The organism is Kribbella turkmenica (genome assembly GCF_004348725.1).
Classification (GTDB): domain Bacteria; phylum Actinomycetota; class Actinomycetes; order Propionibacteriales; family Kribbellaceae; genus Kribbella; species Kribbella turkmenica.
Window position 1 is genome coordinate 1 of the sequence record NZ_SMKR01000002.1, and the last position, 17,400, is coordinate 17,400.

At 69.4% G+C, this 17,400-nt stretch carries 11 protein-coding genes; 6 read left to right on the top strand and 5 right to left on the bottom strand.

The window, feature by feature from the left end; genetic code table 11:
- The coding region (locus E1218_RS35840) for a hypothetical protein (protein ID WP_165949066.1) at window positions 1-1,219 on the top strand (1,219 nt) is incomplete at its 5' end.
- 130 nt (window positions 1,220-1,349) lie between these two features.
- On the opposite strand, the gene E1218_RS00595 is transcribed toward E1218_RS35840, so the two are convergent.
- Genes E1218_RS00595 through E1218_RS00605 form a run of 3 tightly spaced genes read right to left on the bottom strand, consistent with a single transcriptional unit; the run spans window position 1,350 to window position 5,502 of the window.
- The gene (locus tag E1218_RS00595) at window positions 1,350-2,597 is read right to left on the bottom strand and encodes a glycoside hydrolase family 28 protein (protein WP_202865692.1); all 1,248 of its coding nucleotides are present in this window, start codon (window positions 2,595-2,597) and stop codon (window positions 1,350-1,352) included.
- A gap of 38 nt (window positions 2,598-2,635) precedes the next feature.
- Entirely contained in the window at window positions 2,636-4,045 is a 1,410-nt protein-coding gene (locus E1218_RS00600; protein WP_132315049.1) for a glycoside hydrolase family 28 protein, read from the bottom strand.
- A 14-nt stretch (window positions 4,046-4,059) separates the two neighbouring features.
- Window positions 4,060-5,502 (bottom strand): glycoside hydrolase family 28 protein, encoded by a 1,443-nt coding sequence (locus E1218_RS00605; protein WP_132315051.1) that lies wholly within the window; start codon window positions 5,500-5,502, stop codon window positions 4,060-4,062.
- A gap of 175 nt (window positions 5,503-5,677) precedes the next feature.
- On the opposite strand from E1218_RS00605, the gene E1218_RS00610 reads away from it, so the two are divergent.
- The 5 genes from E1218_RS00610 (at window position 5,678) to E1218_RS00630 (ending at window position 14,331) form a co-directional block, all read left to right on the top strand.
- On the top strand, window positions 5,678-7,081 hold the full coding sequence (locus tag E1218_RS00610; protein WP_132315053.1) for a glycoside hydrolase family 28 protein: 1,404 nt from the start codon (window positions 5,678-5,680) through the stop codon (window positions 7,079-7,081).
- 36 nt (window positions 7,082-7,117) lie between these two features.
- Window positions 7,118-8,125 (top strand): LacI family DNA-binding transcriptional regulator, encoded by a 1,008-nt coding sequence (locus tag E1218_RS00615; protein WP_165949067.1) that lies wholly within the window; start codon window positions 7,118-7,120, stop codon window positions 8,123-8,125.
- Window positions 8,126-8,210: 85 nt separating this feature from the next.
- Window positions 8,211-10,232 (top strand): beta-galactosidase, encoded by a 2,022-nt coding sequence (locus E1218_RS00620; protein ID WP_132315057.1) that lies wholly within the window; start codon window positions 8,211-8,213, stop codon window positions 10,230-10,232.
- Window positions 10,229-13,159 carry a glycoside hydrolase family 2 TIM barrel-domain containing protein gene (locus tag E1218_RS00625; protein WP_132315059.1) on the top strand — a complete coding sequence of 977 codons (2,931 nt, stop codon included), beginning with the start codon at window positions 10,229-10,231 and terminating at the stop codon, window positions 13,157-13,159. The genes E1218_RS00620 and E1218_RS00625 overlap by 4 nt, the downstream gene beginning before the upstream one ends.
- A 128-nt stretch (window positions 13,160-13,287) precedes the next feature.
- Complete coding sequence (locus E1218_RS00630; RefSeq protein ID WP_132315061.1) at window positions 13,288-14,331, top strand: TRM11 family SAM-dependent methyltransferase; 1,044 nt, start codon at window positions 13,288-13,290, stop codon at window positions 14,329-14,331.
- Here E1218_RS00630 and E1218_RS00635 read toward each other — a convergent pair.
- On the bottom strand, window positions 14,312-14,641 hold the full coding sequence (locus tag E1218_RS00635; RefSeq protein ID WP_132315063.1) for an HIT family protein: 330 nt from the start codon (window positions 14,639-14,641) through the stop codon (window positions 14,312-14,314). The two genes, E1218_RS00630 and E1218_RS00635, sit on opposite strands and share 20 nt — an antisense overlap.
- Before the next feature lie 3 nt (window positions 14,642-14,644).
- Window positions 14,645-17,389, bottom strand: coding sequence for a glycosyl hydrolase family 95 catalytic domain-containing protein (locus tag E1218_RS00640; RefSeq protein ID WP_132315065.1), 2,745 nt, complete (start codon window positions 17,387-17,389; stop codon window positions 14,645-14,647).
- Window positions 17,390-17,400: the final 11 nt, after the last annotated feature.

A 17,400-nucleotide genomic window follows, 5' to 3' on the forward strand; every position in this document is an offset into this window, starting at 1 on the left:
CCGCAGGACCGTGCTCGGTGCGCTCGCCGCCGGACTGCCCACGGCGGCTGCGACCGGCTGGCCCACCACGGCGGCCGCCGCTGACACACTGGGCGGCATGCGTCCGCACCCGGCTCCACGACCGGTCGCTCCGGTGAACGCCGAGGTCGCCGCCGCTCACAGCGCCGCGTACAAGACGCTGCCGGACGTGGTCGTCGGTGTCGACGTCGAGGACCTGATGAAGATCCACACCGCGGCCGACGCCGAGGCACTTCGCCCGCAACTGGTCGCCCAGGTGTGGAAGGACACCGGCGTGCTGCCGACCGGTCTGCCGACGCTACGACGCGACGTCGGTGTGCCGGCCGAGTTGCCGCCCCTGACCGGCGTACGGCGCTACGACCGGCTCGAGATCGCAATGCCGTTCGGGTACGTCGCCACGGTGTTCGTCGTGGAGCCGGAGCGGCGTACGCACCGGCGGGTCGCCTTCTACCACAACGGGCACGGTGAACCGCTGGACACGTTGCAGCGGGTGACCCAGGGGCTGCTGGACCACGGCTACGTCGTCCTGCTGTTCGCCATGCCGTTCTACCACTGGAACCCGAAGACCCTGCAGGACCCGGTCGACCCGGCCGTGCAGCAGCAGCCGTCGCACAACGACCTCAACCTGTGGGAGTCGGCGACGTACTCACCGCTGGCGCTGTTCCTGGAGCCGCTCGCGGTGGCGATGAACCACGTCCAGGCGGCGTACCGGCCGTCGTCGGTGCAGATGATCGGGCTGTCCGGCGGTGGCTGGGCGACGACGATCTACCCGGCCCTCGATCCGCGGATCACCCGGTCGTACCCGACCGCGGGCTCACTGCCGTTCTTCGTCCGGCCGGGATCGCCGAAGCCGAGCCCGACCCGCGGGGACTGGGAGCAGCGCGCGGACAAGCAGCCCGGGTTCTACGGCCTGGCCGACTTCCCGGACATCTACGCGCTCGGGGCCGTCGGGCGGCACCGCCGGCAGATGCAGATTCTCAACCGGTTCGACGACTGCTGCTTCAACGGCGTCGGCCATCGCGCGTACGAGGCCGCCGTACGGCACCGGATCTCGCTGATCGGCACCGATGCCGAGAGCAACGAGACAGACGGGCACTGGGAGCTCCTGGAGGACGCCACCCACGGCGACCACACGATCAGCCCCTACGCCCTGTCGGTCATCCTCTGGGACCTCGACACCCACTGCGCCCATCTTCCCTGAGCCTTCCCTCCGACCGGATCTCCCCCCGGGACCGGGGACACCATCTGGGGACCTCGGACATGTCGTGCTATGTCCTAGGTCCCCATTTGGTGTTCCAGGTCCCGACCGGCGGGAGGGCGGGGGTGAGGAGTCAGCGGAGTTGGTGGACGTCGGTGATAGGGTGGGTATTGACGGTGACGTTGTCGAAGGTGAGGGCGGCGTGCTGGACGGTGCTGGGGAGGTCGACGGTGAAGCTGCAGTCGACCAGGCGGAAGTTCTTGATGGTAGAGCGGCGGTAGCCGCGGAGCATCAGCGCGTTGCGGGCGTGGCCGACGGTGACATCGCGGAGCTCGACGTTGCGGACGACCGGCGTCAGCGGGCCGGTGTCGCCCTCGCCGCGGTGGAAGTTGCACTGGACAACTTCCTTCAGCAGGTTGGAGATGGTGATGTCGCGCAGGTAGACGTTCTCCGCGAACCCGCCGCGGACCGAGTTGGTCTTGATGTAGAGACCGAAGTACAGCGCAGGCCCGCCGATCGAGCAATCCCGGACGAAGACGTTGCGAACCCCGCCGGTCATGTCCGAGCCGAGGGTGATCGCGCCGTACTTCACCCGCATCACGCAGTTCTCGATCAGGATGTCTTCCGACGGCACGTTGATCAGCAACCCGTCCGCCTCCCGGCCCGATTTGATCGCGATGCAGTCGTCGCCGGCGTCGAACGTGCAGCCGCGGATCACCACCGACCGGCAGGACTCGACGTCCACGCCGTCGTTGTTCGGTCCCTGGCTGTCGATGACGACGTCCTGCACAGTCACGTTCCGGCACAGGACCGGGTGGACCTGCCAGAACGGCGACCGCACGATCGTCACCGCCTCGATCAGCACGTTCGTGCACTCGTAGGGCTGGATGAAACTCGACCGCAGGTGATGCCCCGGTCCGTACACCCGCTCGGCCAGCGGTACGCCGAACGCGCTCTGGTCCCGCAGGTCGGTGAAGTCCTCGTCGCACTGGTGGAACCATCCCCACCAGCTGTCCCAGCCTGCCTGTCCGTCGAGCGTGCCCGATCCGGTGACCGCGATGTCGGTGCAGCCGTAGGCGTAGACGAACGGCGAGTAGTTCAGCACCTCCAGGCCTTCGTACCGCGTCTTGACGATCGGAAGGTAGTCGGCCGGGTCCGTGCTGAAGAGCAAGGTGCCGACCACGTGCAGGTTGACGTACGACTTCAGGTGAACGGCGCCGGTGAGGAACGTCCCCTCCGGCACCACCACCCGCCCGCCGCCGGCCGCATGACAGGCCTCGATCGCCGCGCGCACAGCCTTCGAAGCATCCGTCCGCCCATCACCGACGGCGCCGTACGCCGTGATCGGGAAGTCGGCGTCCGGGAAGCTCGGTGCCTGCACGTCCGCGAGGATCCTGTCGGCATCCGGCCAGCCGACGGTCACAGGAGCTGGGCCGGGTCGGTGATCAACTGCCCGTTGACCGTGAAGTTCTGGAACGACAGGTCGACGTCGCGGATCGTGCTGGCCCGGTCGACGGTGAAGTCGCAGTCGATCAGGCGGAAGTCCTGGATCGGCGACCGTGGATAGCCCTGGGCGAAGAAGGCGCCGCGGGCATGGTCGACGGTGACATTGCGCAGCTCGACGTTGCGCACCCGCGGAGTCAACGGACCGATGTCGCCCTCGCTGCGGTAGAAATCGCAGGAGGCGACCTCCTTGGTGAGGTTCGAGATCCGCAGGTTGTTCAGGTAGATGTTCTCGGCGTAGCCGCCGCGCACCGAGTTCGTCTTGATGTACAGGCCGAAGTACAGGTTCGGGCTGCCGATCGTGCAGTTGCGGACGAAGACGTTGCGCACCCCACCGGTCATCTCGCTGCCGATGGTGATCGCGCCGTACCGGACGTTCATCGTGCAGTCCTCGATCAGGATGTTCTCCGACGGGACGTTCACCCGCAGCCCGTCGGTGCCGCGACCGGACTTGATCGCGATGCAGTCGTCGCCGCAGTCGAACGTGCAGCCGCGGATCACGACGTACTGCGAACACTCGGGGTCGATACCGTCGTTGTTCGGGCCGCGGCTGTCGATGTGCACTCCGCGGACGGTGATGTTGCGCGACCGCACCGGGTGGATCTCCCAGAACGGCGACCGGACGATCTTCACGCCGTCGATCAACACGTTGCGGCAGGAGTAGGTCTCGATGAACGCGGCCCGCAGGAAGTGGCCGGTGCCGAAGACCCGGTCCTCGACCGGTACGCCGTCCTCGGCCATGGCATGCAGGGCCTTCGCGTCGTTGCTGGACGGGCCGACCCACGACCACCAGGTCTCCCAGGTCGCCTGACCGTCCAGCGTGCCGGTGCCGGTGACGGCGATGTTCTCGCAGTCGCGGGCGTAGATGAGTGGCGAGTAGTTCATGCACTCGACGCCCTCGAAGCGGGTCAGGACGACCGGCAGGTACTGCGCCGGGTCGGCGCTGAACAGCAGCGTCGCGCCCTCGGACACGTGCAGGTTGACGTTGGACCTCAGGTGGATCGCGCCGGTGAGGAACGTGCCGGCCGGTACGACGACCCGGCCGCCACCTGCTCGGTGGCAGGCTTCGATCGCCGTGCGGATGGCGGCGGTCGCATCGGTGCCCCCGTCGGCGATCGCGCCGTACCGGGTGATCGGGAAATCGCGGGCCGGGAAGTGCGGCGGCTGGGTCCTGCGCAGGATGTCGCCGACCTGGCCCCAGCCAGGCCCGGAAGGACCGTCGGCCGCGGCTGCCGGGACGGCGCCGAGAGCGGCACCAGCCGCCGGCGCGAGGGCAGCGCCGGCGGTGAGCCGGAGGAAGTTCTTGCGGGTGAAGGGTTCGTGCACCACGTCTCCTTGAGCTAGTTGTCGACCCGGGCGCCGTTGATCCAGACCTGCTCGAGACGGAGGTCCTCGACGTACTGGATCGAGTTCGCCTCCTCCATGCCGTCGAACCGGCAGGCGTGCAGCCGGATGCCGCGGAGCGCGTCGTCGGCCAGGCCGAGCAGGTTCAGGGCCCGCGGCGCGGAGGCCGCGGTCAGGTGGGTGATGGTGATGCCGTGCACGTCCGGCGGGTAGTCGCCGGTGATCACGTTCGCGTAGTTCAGCACGATCTCGATCACCGCGTCCGCGGCCCGCCCGACGGTCACCCGCCGTACGTCGATGTTCGCGATCGTGCCGCCGCGGTTCGGGTTGCTCTTGATCCGGATCGCGCGTTCCAGCCGCGGGCTGCTCATCCGGCAGTCCCGGACGAAGATGTCCATCACGCCACCGGTGGTCTCGCTGCCGGCGGTGACCCCGCCGTTGCCGTCGGCCATCTCGCAGTCGCGGACGACGGCGTACCGGGTGGGCACGTTCACCCGGCGGCCGTCGGCGTCCTTGCCGGCCTTGAACGCGATGCAGTCGTCGCCGGTGGAGATCGTGCAGCGCTCGATCAGCACGTCGGTGCAGGACTCCGGGTCGATGCCGTCGTTGTTCGGCCCGTGCGGGCTGTCGACGGTCACGCCGCGGACGGTGACGTTGCGGCACAGCACCGGGTGGAGGTTCCACATCGGCGAGTCCTTGACGGTGATGTCCTCGAGGAGGATGTTCTGGCAGCGGTTGAACTGCAGCAGGTTCGGCCGGAGGTGGTGGCCCTCGCCGAACACCCGCTCCTCGACCGGCACGCCGTCCTCGGCCATCGCGAGCAGCAGCGTCTTGTCGGGGCCTTCGTTCGGCGGCGGGCCGCCGGTCCAGTCCCACCAGTGCGTCTCGTCCGCACGGCCGTCGAGCACGCCGGATCCGGTGACCGCGATGTTGCGCTGGCGGTAGGCGTAGACGAAGGGGGAGTAGTTGTAGCACTCCGTGCCTTCGTACCGCGTCGGCACGACCGGCAGGTACGCCGCCGGGTCCTGGCTGAACGCCAGCCGCGACCCGGCCTCCAGGTGCAGGTCGACGTCGCTGAGCAGATGGACGGCACCGGTGCGGAAGTCACCGGCGGGTACGACGACGTGGCCGCCGCCGGACCGGTGACACGCCTCGATCGCGGCCCGGATCGCCGCCGTGCAGTCGGTCGCGTCGTCGCCGACCGCGCCGAAAGTGGTGATATCGAACCAGCGGTCGGGGAACTGCGGCGGCTTGATCCGGTCGAGGATCCGGGCGATCTGCGCGTCCGCGGCGGCCTCGTCAGGCAACGGTGCCGGCGCCGCGGTGGAGGCCGGTCCGGTCGAGGCGGCGGCCGGGGCGGTGCCGCCGCCTAGGACAGCGCCGGTGGCGAACGCTCCTGCGGTGAGGAGCACGGTGCGTCGACGGAGCTGCTCGGACATACGGCCTCCACGGGGCGGATCCTGACAACCGGATGCAAACGATTGCAATCGATCGTGCCCGGCGGTGGGCGAGGTGTCAACGGCTCGGCGCGACCAAGTCTTGACTGGGCCGGGATCTCTTGGATACTTGCGTGCAAAGGTTTACCCCGATCACCCGAACGGAAGGTGCCCGCCCATGCATCCCACCCGCCGTCACATTCTCGGACTGGGCCTCGGCGGGGTCGTTGCCGCAGGCATCGGTTCGCCCCTGTCCGCGGCCGCCGCCGACGACCGGGAGTGGTCGGTGCGATCCAGGATCCGCCCGCCGGGGTTCCGCGACGCCTGGTTCCCCATCACCGCCTACGGCGCCACGCCGGAGCGCGCGACCGCCGGTGTCAACCGTGCCGTCCTTGCCTGTCACCAGTCCGGCGGCGGCCATGTCGTCGTACCGCCCGGCGTCTGGCACACCGGCGCGATCACCCTGCTCAGCAACGTCGACCTGCATCTGCAGGAGGGGGCGACGCTGCGCTTCAGCACGGACCCGGCCGACTACCTGCCGGTCGTCCGGACCCGCTGGCAGGCCGTCGAGGTCTACAACTACTCGCCGCTGATCCGTGCCGAGGGGCAGACCGACATCGCGATCACCGGCGCCGGTACGCTCGACGGCGCCGGCGACAACCAGCACTGGTGGTACTGGATCGGCAGTGGACAGTACGGCTGGCATCCCGGCCTGCCGAACCAGCGCGCCGACTGGGGCGAGCTCGAGCGGATGAACAACGAGCAGGTCCCGCTCGACCAGCGGGTCTTCGGCGAGGGGCACTACCTGCGGCCGAGCTTCATCCAGCCGTTCCGCTGCACGAACGTGCTGATCGAGGGCGTCACCGTGCGCAACTCGCCGATGTGGACGATCCATCCCCTGGAGTGCCGCAACGTCACCGTCCGCGGTGTCACCGTCGACAACCTCGGCCCGAACGGCGACGGCTGCAACCCGGAGTCCTGCACCGACGTCCTGATCCGCGACTGCACCTTCACGACGCACGACGACTGCATCGCGATCAAGTCCGGCCGGGACGCCGACGGCCGCCGGCTCGGCCTGCCGTCGCGCGGCATCATCGTCGAGGACTGCACCTTCGTCAGCGGCGGCGCCGCGGTCGCGATCGGCAGCGAGATGAGCGGCGGGGTCCAGGACGTCTGGGTCCGGCGCCTGCACATGCCGCCGGACCCGGCCGCCGAGGAGGCCTGGATGCAGTGGGTGCTGTGCGTGAAGTCGACCTCGACCCGCGGCGGGTACGTCCGCCACATCAGCGTGCACGACGTCGACTCCCGGGCCTGGATGTATCGTCCTTTGGAGATCACCTTCAGCTACCAGGGTGGTGGCAACCAGACGCTGTTCCCCGACGTGCGGGACATCCGGTTCGACCGGGTCCGGGTCGCGCGGGCCGAGCGGGCGTACCGGATGGTGGGAGCGGAGACTCGGCGGATTCGTTCCGTCGCGGTCACCAACAGCCGGTTCGACCAGGTCGCGGCGGAAGCTGTCGTACAGTACGCCGACGATGTGACGATCCGGAACGTGTGGATCGGAGACAGTCGGGTGGGGTGACGGCGCCCCGGCCCGTGGAGAAGGCGAGAGGTGAGCGTGGCGGAGCGGGTTCGGCTGATCGACGTGGCGCGCGAGGCGGGCACGTCGGTGTCGACCGTGTCCCGGGCGCTGAACGGTTCCGACCTGATCTCACCCGAGGTGGTCGCGCATGTACGCGCGGTCGCCGGGGAGCTGGGCTACCGCGCGGACAGACGGGCGCAGGAGTTCAAGCTGGGCCGGCCGCTGACGGTCGGGGTGACCGTCCCGGATCTGACGAACCCGTTTTTCTCCGAGGTGCTGAAGGGTCTCGCGGCCGCTGCCCGGGCCGGCGGCTACCGGCTGCTGATCGGGGAGAGCGGCGAGGACCCGGCGGAGGAGCTGCGACTCGTCGAGGAGCTTGTGGACCACTCCGGCGCGCTGGTGCTGTGCAGCTCCCGGCTGACCCGGGCCGGCCTGGAGAAGGCACTCGCGCTGCCGGTTCCGGTCGTGTGCATCAACCGCACGGTGAAGAACGCGGGCGTCGTCGCGATCGACTACCGCGCGGCGAGCCGGCTCCTGCTCGAGCACCTCACCGGTCTGGGCCATCGGCGGGTCCTGTACGTCGGCGGTCCGGCGACCTCCTGGTCGGACGGCGAGCGCCGGCGGACGTTGCGTCGTACGGCGCGCTCCCTCGACGTCACCCTGGACGAGATCGAGGGCGGCTGGGCCGGGCACCACGGCTACGACGCAGGGCCGACCGTACTGCGCAGTCGCGCGACCGCCGTGATCACCTTCAACGACCTCGTCGGGGTCGGCCTGCTCAGCTGGCTGCTCGACAACGACGTCGACGTCCCGGCCGAGCTGTCCGTCGCCTCGTACGACGACATCCCCATCGCCGCCTACGCGCGCCCTCCGCTGACCTCGCTCCGCAACGAACGCGCGAAGTTGGGCGAGCTCGCCTGGCGGCAGCTGACCGCGCGTCTGGCCGGTGACGATTGGCCCGGCCCTGACCTTCTCGCACCGGAGCTGGTCGTCCGCGCGAGTACCGGCCCGGCCCGCCGTCGCGCCCGCATCCGCACCACCTGACCTTGCCCCCAAACCTTCGTCCGCTTGTCGAATTGTCGTGTGCAAACGATTGCACTGTAGGCGTCTGATCGGTTAACTTCTACGCATGCTGCCGCCGCGGGTTGTGTTGGGGACGGCCTACTATCCCGAGTATCTGCCGCGTGACGTGCCTGATCGGGTCGCGATCGACCTGGACCTGATGGTCGCGGCGGGGATCACGGCCATCCGGGCCGGCGAGTCGGTGTGGTCGACGTGGGAGCCGCGCGACGGGGTCTTCGACCTCGATTGGATCCGGCCGGTGCTCGACGGCGCGGCGGCTCGCGGGATCGGTGTCGTCCTGGGGACACCGACGTACGCCGTCCCGCCGTGGCTGCAGCGAGCACATCCGGAGATCGCCGCCGAGCGCCGTACCGGGGAGCCGGTGCCGTGGGGTGTGCGGCAGGAGGTGGACTACCACCAGGCGGCGTTCCAGTTCCATGCGGAGCGGGTGGTCCGGCGGATCGTCGAGCGCCATCGCGACCACCCGGCCGTGATCGGCTATCAGGTCGACAACGAACCCGGTCTGCTGCTGCCGCACAACGAAAGCACGTTCCAGGCGTTTGTTGCGCGACTGCGCAAGGAGTACGGCGACGTCGGCACCCTCAACGAGGCGTGGGGACTTACGTACTGGTCGCACCGGCTCAGCGACTGGTCCGAGCTGTGGAGGCCGGACGGCAACAGCACCCCGTCGTACCACCTGGCCTGGCGTCGGTTCCAGGCCGAGCGGACGACCGACTTCATCGGTTGGCAGGCGGACCTGGTCCGCGAGCTTCGGCGGCCCGAGCAGTTCGTGACGACGTGTCTGGCCTACGATCGCGCCGCGGTTGCCGACGTACCACTGTCGGCGACCCTCGACGTTGCGGCAGGCAACCTTTACGTCCACGTCCAGGAAGGGCTGCAGCGACCGCCCCGGCCGTCGCGGTTCGAACCCGGCTGGATCGGGCGCGGCGTCGCCGACCTGTACCTCGCGGCGGACCGCGTCTACGGCTCGCGCGGTGAGCCGTTCCTGATCACCGAGACGAACGCGACCTCGATCGGGGGCTCGCACCTGAACCAGCCGCCGTACGACGGTCAGCTGCGGCAACTCGCCTGGGCGATGGTGTCCCGCGGCGCGCGGATGGTGCAGTACTGGCACTGGCACTCGATCCACCACGGCGCGGAGACGTTCTGGGGCGGCATCCTCGGCCACGGCCTCGAGCCCGGTCGCGTGTACGACGAGATCGCGGCGATCGGCGCGGAGTTCGCCGAGGCCGGAGCGTCGGTGACCGACCTGCGGCCGGACGTCGACGTGGCGATCGTGTGGTCGACGGAGAGCGACTGGGCCCTGCAGTTCCAGCCGCCGCTGGCGCATCCGGGCGGTGTGCCGGACAAGTCGTCGTACCGGACGATCGTGACCGCGTTCCACACCGGCGTGCTCGATGCGGGCCTGCGACCGGGAGTGGTGCCGGTCGAGCATCTCGGGAACGATCCCGCCGCGCTGCTGTCGCGGTATCCGGCGCTGGTGGTGCCCGCGTTGTACATCGCGTCCGACGCCGTGCTCGAACTGCTGGTGGGCTATGCGCAGGCCGGTGGTCACCTCGTGATCGGGCCGCGGACCGGGTACGCCGATCCGGAGGCGAGAGCGCGGGCCGAGGTCGCGCCGGGTCGGTTGCGTTCAGCGGCCGGCGTTCATTACCTCGAGTACGAGAACCTGCTCGACCCGCAGCCCGTGACCGGGCTGGACGGGCACGCGACCCGGTGGGCCGAGCGCCTCATCGTCGACGATGCCGAGGTGCTGGCGTCGTTCGAGCATCCCGGTGGCGGGAGTCGTCCGGTGGTCACGACCAAGGCCTTCGGCGACGGGCGAGTGACTGTGGTCGCCACCGTTCCTGATGCCTCGCTGGCTCGCGCTGTCTACAGCCGGGTCGGCAGTCCAATCTGGAACGGGCTGCCGGAGTCGGTGACGGCATTGTCGGCGGTGAATCCGGCGGGCGAGCGGTTGTGGTTCGTGCACAACTGGTCCGGTTCGCCGGTGTCAGCGTGTGTCGCGGACCGCAGGCTCGAGCTCGGTCCGCGTGACGTGCGCGTGGTGAGGGAGGAGCGGGCATGACGTCGTACGTCGAGGACCTGCTGCCGGGGACCGGGATGCGCGCGTCGCGGGCGTGGCTGCGGTCGTCGAACCCGAAGCTCGATCTCAACGGGCGGTGGCAGTTCCGGTTCTGGCCCGAGCCGCCGACCGGTCCGATCGCGGACGACGAGGACGGCTGGGACGAGCTCGAGGTGCCGGGGCACTGGGTGCTGCAAGGGTACGACCGGCCGCGGTACACGAACACCGCCTTCCCGTTCCCGATCGACCCGCCGCGGACGCCGGCCGCCAACCCGACCGGGGATCACCGGCGGTGGTTCGACCTGCCGGACGACTGGCCGCGCGACGGCGCGGTCCTGCGGTTCGAAGGGGTCGAGTCGTGCTTCAAGGTGTGGGTGAACGGGGTCGAGATCGGGACGGCGAAGGGCAGCCGGCTGCCGAGTGAGTTCGACGTCGGCGCGGTGCTGCGGCCCGGACGGAACGTACTCGCGGTCAGAGTGCACCAGTGGTCGTCGGGAAGTTACCTCGAGGACCAGGACATGTGGTGGTTGCCGGGGATCTTCCGGGACGTGACGTTGCTGGCCCGGCCGGTGGTCGAGGACGTGTTCGTGCACGCGGACTATGACCATCTGACCGGCGGCGGGACGTTGCGGGTCGCGGTCGAGCCGTCGTCCGCGCGCATCGTCGTACCTGAGCTCGGGCTGGAGTTCGCGCCGGGGGAGACCGTTGACATTCCGCGGGTCGAGCCGTGGTCGGCCGAAGTACCGCGGTTGTACGACGCCCAGGTGGTGGCCGGCGGGGAGACGGTCGACGTACGGATCGGATTCCGTACGGTCGCGATGGCCGACGGGCTGCTGACCGTCAACGGGCGGCCGCTGTTCTTCCGGGGCGTGAACCGGCACGAGCACGATCCGCTTCGCGGCCGAGCCGTCAGTGTCGAGGCCATGCGGCAGGACCTGGCGCTGATGAAGCAGCACAACGTCAACGCGGTCCGGACCGCGCACTACCCGCCGCATCCTGCGTTCCTCGACCTGTGTGACGAGCTCGGGTTGTGGGTGATCGACGAGTGCGACATCGAGACGCACGGGTTCATCTACACCGACTGGCGCGGGAACCCGGCCGACGACCCGGACTGGGCGCCGATGATGCTGGACCGGATGCGCCGGATGGTCGAGCGCGACAAGAACCATCCGAGCGTGATCATCTGGTCGCTGGCGAACGAGAGCGACCGCGGGCGCAACTTCGGCACGCTGGCCGCGTGGACGCGGGAACGTGATCCGGGCCGGGCGCTGTTCTACGAGCGGGACCGGAGCTACGAGTTCTCCGACTTCTACAGCCTGATGTACACGCCGCTGGACGAGCTGGAACGGATCGGGACACGCACGGAGGAGGTGACCGTCGACGATCCCGCCCTGGAGGCGCGTCGGCGGGCGTTGCCGTTCGTGCTCGCGGAGTACGCGCACGCGATGGGAAACGGTCCTGGCGGGCTCGCGGACTACCAGCGCGTGCTGGAACGGTATCCGCGGCTGCAAGGCGGGTTCGTCTGGGAGTGGATCGACCACGGCCTGCTGTTGCCCGGTGTAACGGACTACGTGTACGGCGGGCACTTCGGCGAGCGGGTGCACGGGGCGAACTTCTGCATCGACGGGTTGTTGTTCCCGGACCGGACGCCGTCGCCGGGGCTGCTCGAGTTGAAGAAGGTGATCGAGCCCGTCCGGATCACCTGGTCCGATTGTCTCGTTGTCCACAATCTGCAGACCTTCGGGACGCTGGACCACCTGGAGTTCCTGTGGGTGGAGGAGCTCGACGGGGTGGAGGTGCGATCCGGGCGGCTGGAGGTGCCCACGGTCGAGGCCGGCGTCGGGGTGGAAGTGGTCGCACCGGTCGAGGCAAAAGCCGCGAGCGTCCCGGCGGGCTCCGCCGATCGCCTGGCGGGTTCGGTCGGTGAGCGGTGGTTGACGGTTCGCGCGGTGTTGGCGAAGGACCAGCCGTGGGCGGCTGCCGGGCACGAGGTCGCCTGGGCGCAGTTCCAACTGGTTGCTGCGGCATCGCCGGAACAGTCCGCTGTGCCTGGTGCGGTGGTGTCTCGCGGCGACCTGCTGGAGGTGGGTGGCGGCGAGTTCGACGTGCGGACCGGACGGCTGCGTCGGTTGTTCGGCATGCCTGTGGACTGGCCCCGGCTGGATCTGTGGCGGGCGCCTACGGACAACGACAACGGGCAGGGCGGGAAGAACTCCGCGACGGTCGAGTGGCGAGCCGCCGGGCTGGATCGGCTGAAGCACCGCGTGGACGCGGTCGAAGCCGGCCAGGAGCTGGTGGTACGAAGCCGAGTCGCACCCGACGGGCTCGGCTCGGCGGTCGCGGTCACCTACACGTGGCGCGCGGTGGCGGACGGGTTGCGGTTGACCGTACACGTGGTGCCCGAGGGGGAGTGGCAGGGAACGGCGATCACCCCCCGGTGTGGGAGTTGGCCGCGTCTCGGAGTGCGGATGGCGGTGCCCGCCGCCGTCCAGAACGTGCGGTGGTTCGGTGGCGGTCCCGGGGAGGCGTACGCCGACAGCCGCGAGGCCGCCCGGGTCGGACGGTACGCGTGCACGGTCGACGAGCTGCAGACGCCGTACGTCGTACCGCAGGAGAACGGCTCGCGGATCGACGTCCGCTGGGCCGAGCTGACAGATGCTGAGGGCAACGGGTTGCGGGTCGAGGGAGCACCGTACTTCCAGCTGACGGCCCGGCGGTGGACGACCGAAGAGCTGGAGCGCGCACGGCACCGGAGCGATCTCGTCCCCGGTGACCGGGTGCACCTCAACCTGGATCTGGCGCAGCACGGTCTGGGCAGCGCGTCCTGCGGGCCGGCCGCGACCGCAGACCACACGCTGGAAGTTGCCGAGCGCACCTTCACGCTGACCTTCCGGGAATTCGGTGGGCAGGGTCCGGGCACTGTGCCATGATCGGCGCCATGTACACGTTCTTCCGACTGGGCTAGCTTCCCGCTGGCCAGTTCGAGGCTCTGCCCGCGGCCGGCGATGCGGGAGCGGACCGGATGGCTGCTCCCGACCGCTGACCGGGAGAAACTGTCATGCCCTCTGCGCGCCACGGCGCGGCGCAGTCGATCGACCGGGCGATGCGGCTCGGCGAGCAGCCGCTGGTGCTGGTGCGAACCGTCACCGGCCTGGAACGCCTGACCGCCGCCGAGCTCACCGCGGCCCGTCATCGCGTGATCGGCCTGTCCAAACGTCAACTCGTCGTCGAACCGGCCGCCGCCACGCTCATCACCGAACCACCTCGCCTGGCCGACGACCTCTTCGTCGTCCAGGCAGTCGTTCCCGATCCGGGGCGGACGCGGGCCGGGCTCGTCGCGGCGGTCGTGGGTGTCCGTGGGCTGGTGTGCCCGGTCGCTGGTGACTTCGCTGTCAGCGCGTCGTTCCAGGGACCGCGGAACTACAACCGGTTCGACATCGAGGATCTCGTCGGTGGTGTCCTGGGTGAGCTGTCCAGGTCGGACTATCACTCCCGGCGTGATGGCACGCGTCCGCCGGCCGACCGGGTCGATTGGCGGGTGGTGCTCGACGGTACGGCGATGTGGGTCGGCGTGCGGCCCTTCGACGTACCGCTGCATCGCCGGGAGTGGCGCCGCCGGACGGTGGCCGGGAGTCTGCACCCACCGGTCGCCGCTGCGATGGCACGGCTTGCCGAGATCGCACCCGGCGATCGGGTGCTGGATCCGTTCTGCGGGGCCGGCACCCTGTTGCTCGAGGCCGACGCGATCTCGCCGGACGCGACGTACGTCGGCATCGACCGCTCCCCGGAGGCGGTTGCCGCCGCCCGCGCCAACACCGGGACGCGCGGTCACATCCACTGGCGAACCGGCGACGCCCGCCACCTGCCCGTGCGCGTCGACCGCATCGTCACCAATCCGCCCTGGGGTGTCCGCGTGGCCATCGGTGACCTCACACCGTACCTGAACCAATGGCACCGGACCCACGCCGGCCGTGTGGTCACGATCCTCAACCAGCACCAGGCCGAAACGATGATCACCAACCCCACCTGGCGAATCCTCGACACCCACAACCTCACAGTCGCCGGCCAACACCCTCAAATCATCATCGCCGAGCCAACGTGAAGTACTCCCGCAGCTGGCGGGTGGAGATTCCGGCACAGCCGTAGGTGTGCCGGATCGCCACCGCGACGTCGCGTACTACGTCGTGCACCGCGTGCCCGTAGGACGGCGGCAGGTCGTACAGGTTCTCGTGGTGTGCAGTCGGGACGACGAGCACGTGCCCGCGGTTGTTCGGCCACCAGCGTGAGGCTACGAATGCCAGTGCACGGTCGGTGCGGAGGACGATGTCCTGTTGTTTGGTCAGGTCGTCCTCACCGCCGCCGATCAATCGGCAGAACGGGCAGTCGTAGTCGTCAGGCTCGTGGTTGAACATGTCCTACCGCGGGGTGATGAAGGTGATGTAGCTGGAGTTGCCTTTGCCTTCCACGGCTGAGTTGGCGCCGAGGGCGAGTTGGCCGGCGGGGACGTCTCGTGCGAAGAGGAGCAGACGTTGGTCTGTGGTGCCTACGGTCTCGCCTGTGCGGGTGTAGTCGTTCAGCCAGGTCGGCCACCAGTCGTTCTCGCCTCGCGGGTCGAAGGCGACGTACACGGTGGCCGGGGCGGTCAGGTCGAGGGTGATGTAGTCGGCCGGCCCGGTGCGTTTGGAGTCGTCGTTGGAGCCGGGGACCATCGCCTCGCCCGTCAGCGACGCGGGCAGGTCGGTGATCGTGTAGCTGCGGTCGACGTAGATCTCCGCACCCGGCTGTGCTTTCACCAGGTTCGACAGCTTGTCAGGCGTCCGCACCGTGACCAGGTCGCTCAGCACCGGCGGCTCACTCGCCGGTACGCCGAGCATCCGCGAGCCGACCGTCTTCACCTCCGTCGCCGCCTGCCCGGTCAGCGGCACATGCTCGAACGACGAAAGCGGAACGGCGACCCGTTCGACCACATAGGAGTGGTTGGCGAGCACGGGCACGGTGATCACCTCATCAGTGCTCGGTCCGACGAGCGTCCGGCCGCGGGAGTCGACCACACGCACCTCCTGTCCCGCCCACGGGTTCCGGACCTGCAGAGACTCACGCGACCCTGCCTCGATCCCGACCAGGCTGACCACACCGTCCCGCACCTCGGTGCTGATCCGGTGCCCACCCTCGATCTCGACGGACCCGGCGACGTCCCACTCGCGCGGCCACGCCGGCGCGACGTCCACGACATCGTCGTACGACTGGACCAGTGCTTCCTGCAGACCGGTGGTCAGCACACCGCCCCACTCGTTGTAGAAGCTCTGCTGCCGAACGGGTTCGCGCCCGGTCCGGTGCACGGTGAAGCCGTTCGGGAAGATCTGGAAGTCCTCGATGCCCTTCAGCAGCAGCCGCTTCACCTCGTCGGCCAGCCCGAGCCGGGCCGCCCACGTGGTGTCCATGCCCCAGTCCTTGTCCTGCGGGTAGACCCGCTGGCGGTACGTCGCCTGCATCAACTCGGACGACTCGTCGAACAGCCCCCACGGCCAGAGCACCTCCATCTCCGGGTTCTGCGTGTTGTGCGCCTCCTCGTCGGTACCGGACCATGCGATCACCTCCTCGCCGCCACGCTGCACGGTCCGGAACGGCGGTAGCTTGCCGACGGCTGTCCGCAGCCGAGCAGCGAGCTCAGAGTCTCCACGGGCAGCCGCGAGATCCGCGACGATCGGGAAGATCACCCGCATCGCCGCCAGGTCCGGCGCCGGGTCGTCGGTGTCCCACTGGACCTCGAGCGCGTTCACGTGCTCGAGGTGCAGGTAGCCGTCCTCACCAGGCGTCAGCGCGGTCAGGTGGAACTCCGCGATGTCGCGGATCAGCGGATAGGCGCGGTCCAGCAGTGCGCGGTCGCCGGTGTAGCGGTACTGCCACCAGATGTTGTTCACCAACTCCGGGCCGCTGCTCAGGATGCGCTTGACCCAGCCCGGTTCGGACATGTTGTCGCAGCCGTCGCCAGTACCGTCGTACCGCAGGAACTCCGGCAAGCACGTCCCCTGTGCGCCGATCCAGTGATCGTGCGTCCACTTCTTCATCAGCTCGGCACGGTCGAGGTAGAACCGGAAGTACGGCGCGTTGAACTCGCCGATCCCGGCCCCCAGGTTGGACGAGATCAGCATCCGCAAGTTGAAGTGCCAGTACGAGTCCTGCGCCCAGTCGGCCTGGTCCTTCGCCGACGAGAACATCCGGACGACGCCGCCGTGCGTACTGGGCACCGGTGACCGCATCGACGCGGCCATCGTGTAGAGCTGCAACGTCCGCAGGGTCTCGACGTACTCACCGGTGCCGTCGGCCGACGTGATCCGCAGCGGGGCGGCCTTCGCCCAGAACGCGTGCCACCAGTCGAGGTGCTCGCTGCGCGACTCGGCCACGGCCCGGCGCGCGGCCTTCGCGACGTCACCACCCTGGTACGACGGTACGCCGACAACCAGCCGGAACGACCCGTCGGCGTTGGGCCGGAACGTGATCCGGACGGTCAGGGGGTCGATCACCGAGGCCGACACGTCCCGCGCGCGAGCCGTCATCGCGGCGACGGCTCCGGTGAGACTGCCCGAGGCGGCGTCCCGGAAGGTCTCCGCCAGCGCGGCGACCGCGCCGGTCGCCGCGGCGGTCGGCGTCCGGCCCTCCCACAGCTTGAGGTCCGCGGTCTGCGTCGTGCCGGGATCGGCGCCGGTCACCTCGAGGACGAACTGGTCGGCGTCCGCGCGGACGTAGGACCGGGCCGACATACCGCCGCCGTGCTGGACAACCTGGCCGTCGTACATCGCGAGCCGGCCGGTGTAGTCGGCGGCCCGCATCAGCGGTTGCAGGCCGGGGACGACCAGACGTCCGGCGGACTTGAGCTCGGGAAACGTGTCGACGCGGTTGAGCTGAGCGGTGTAGCCCTTCTCGGCCCACACCGCCGCGCCGAGCACGCCGTTGCCGAGCGGCATCGCCTGGTAGGCACGCCAGGCCGGTCCCTTCTGGACGAGATCGGACCGGGAGACGAGCCCGGCGGGATCGGTGCGCAGCGCACCGTCGTGCCAGGCGGTGGCCGGGAGCTCCTCGGCCTGGCTCGAGACGAACGGCACCGAGCTGGTGCCGACGGCAAGTAATGTCGCGAGGAGGGGTAAGGACAGTCGAAGCATGGATCAGCCTT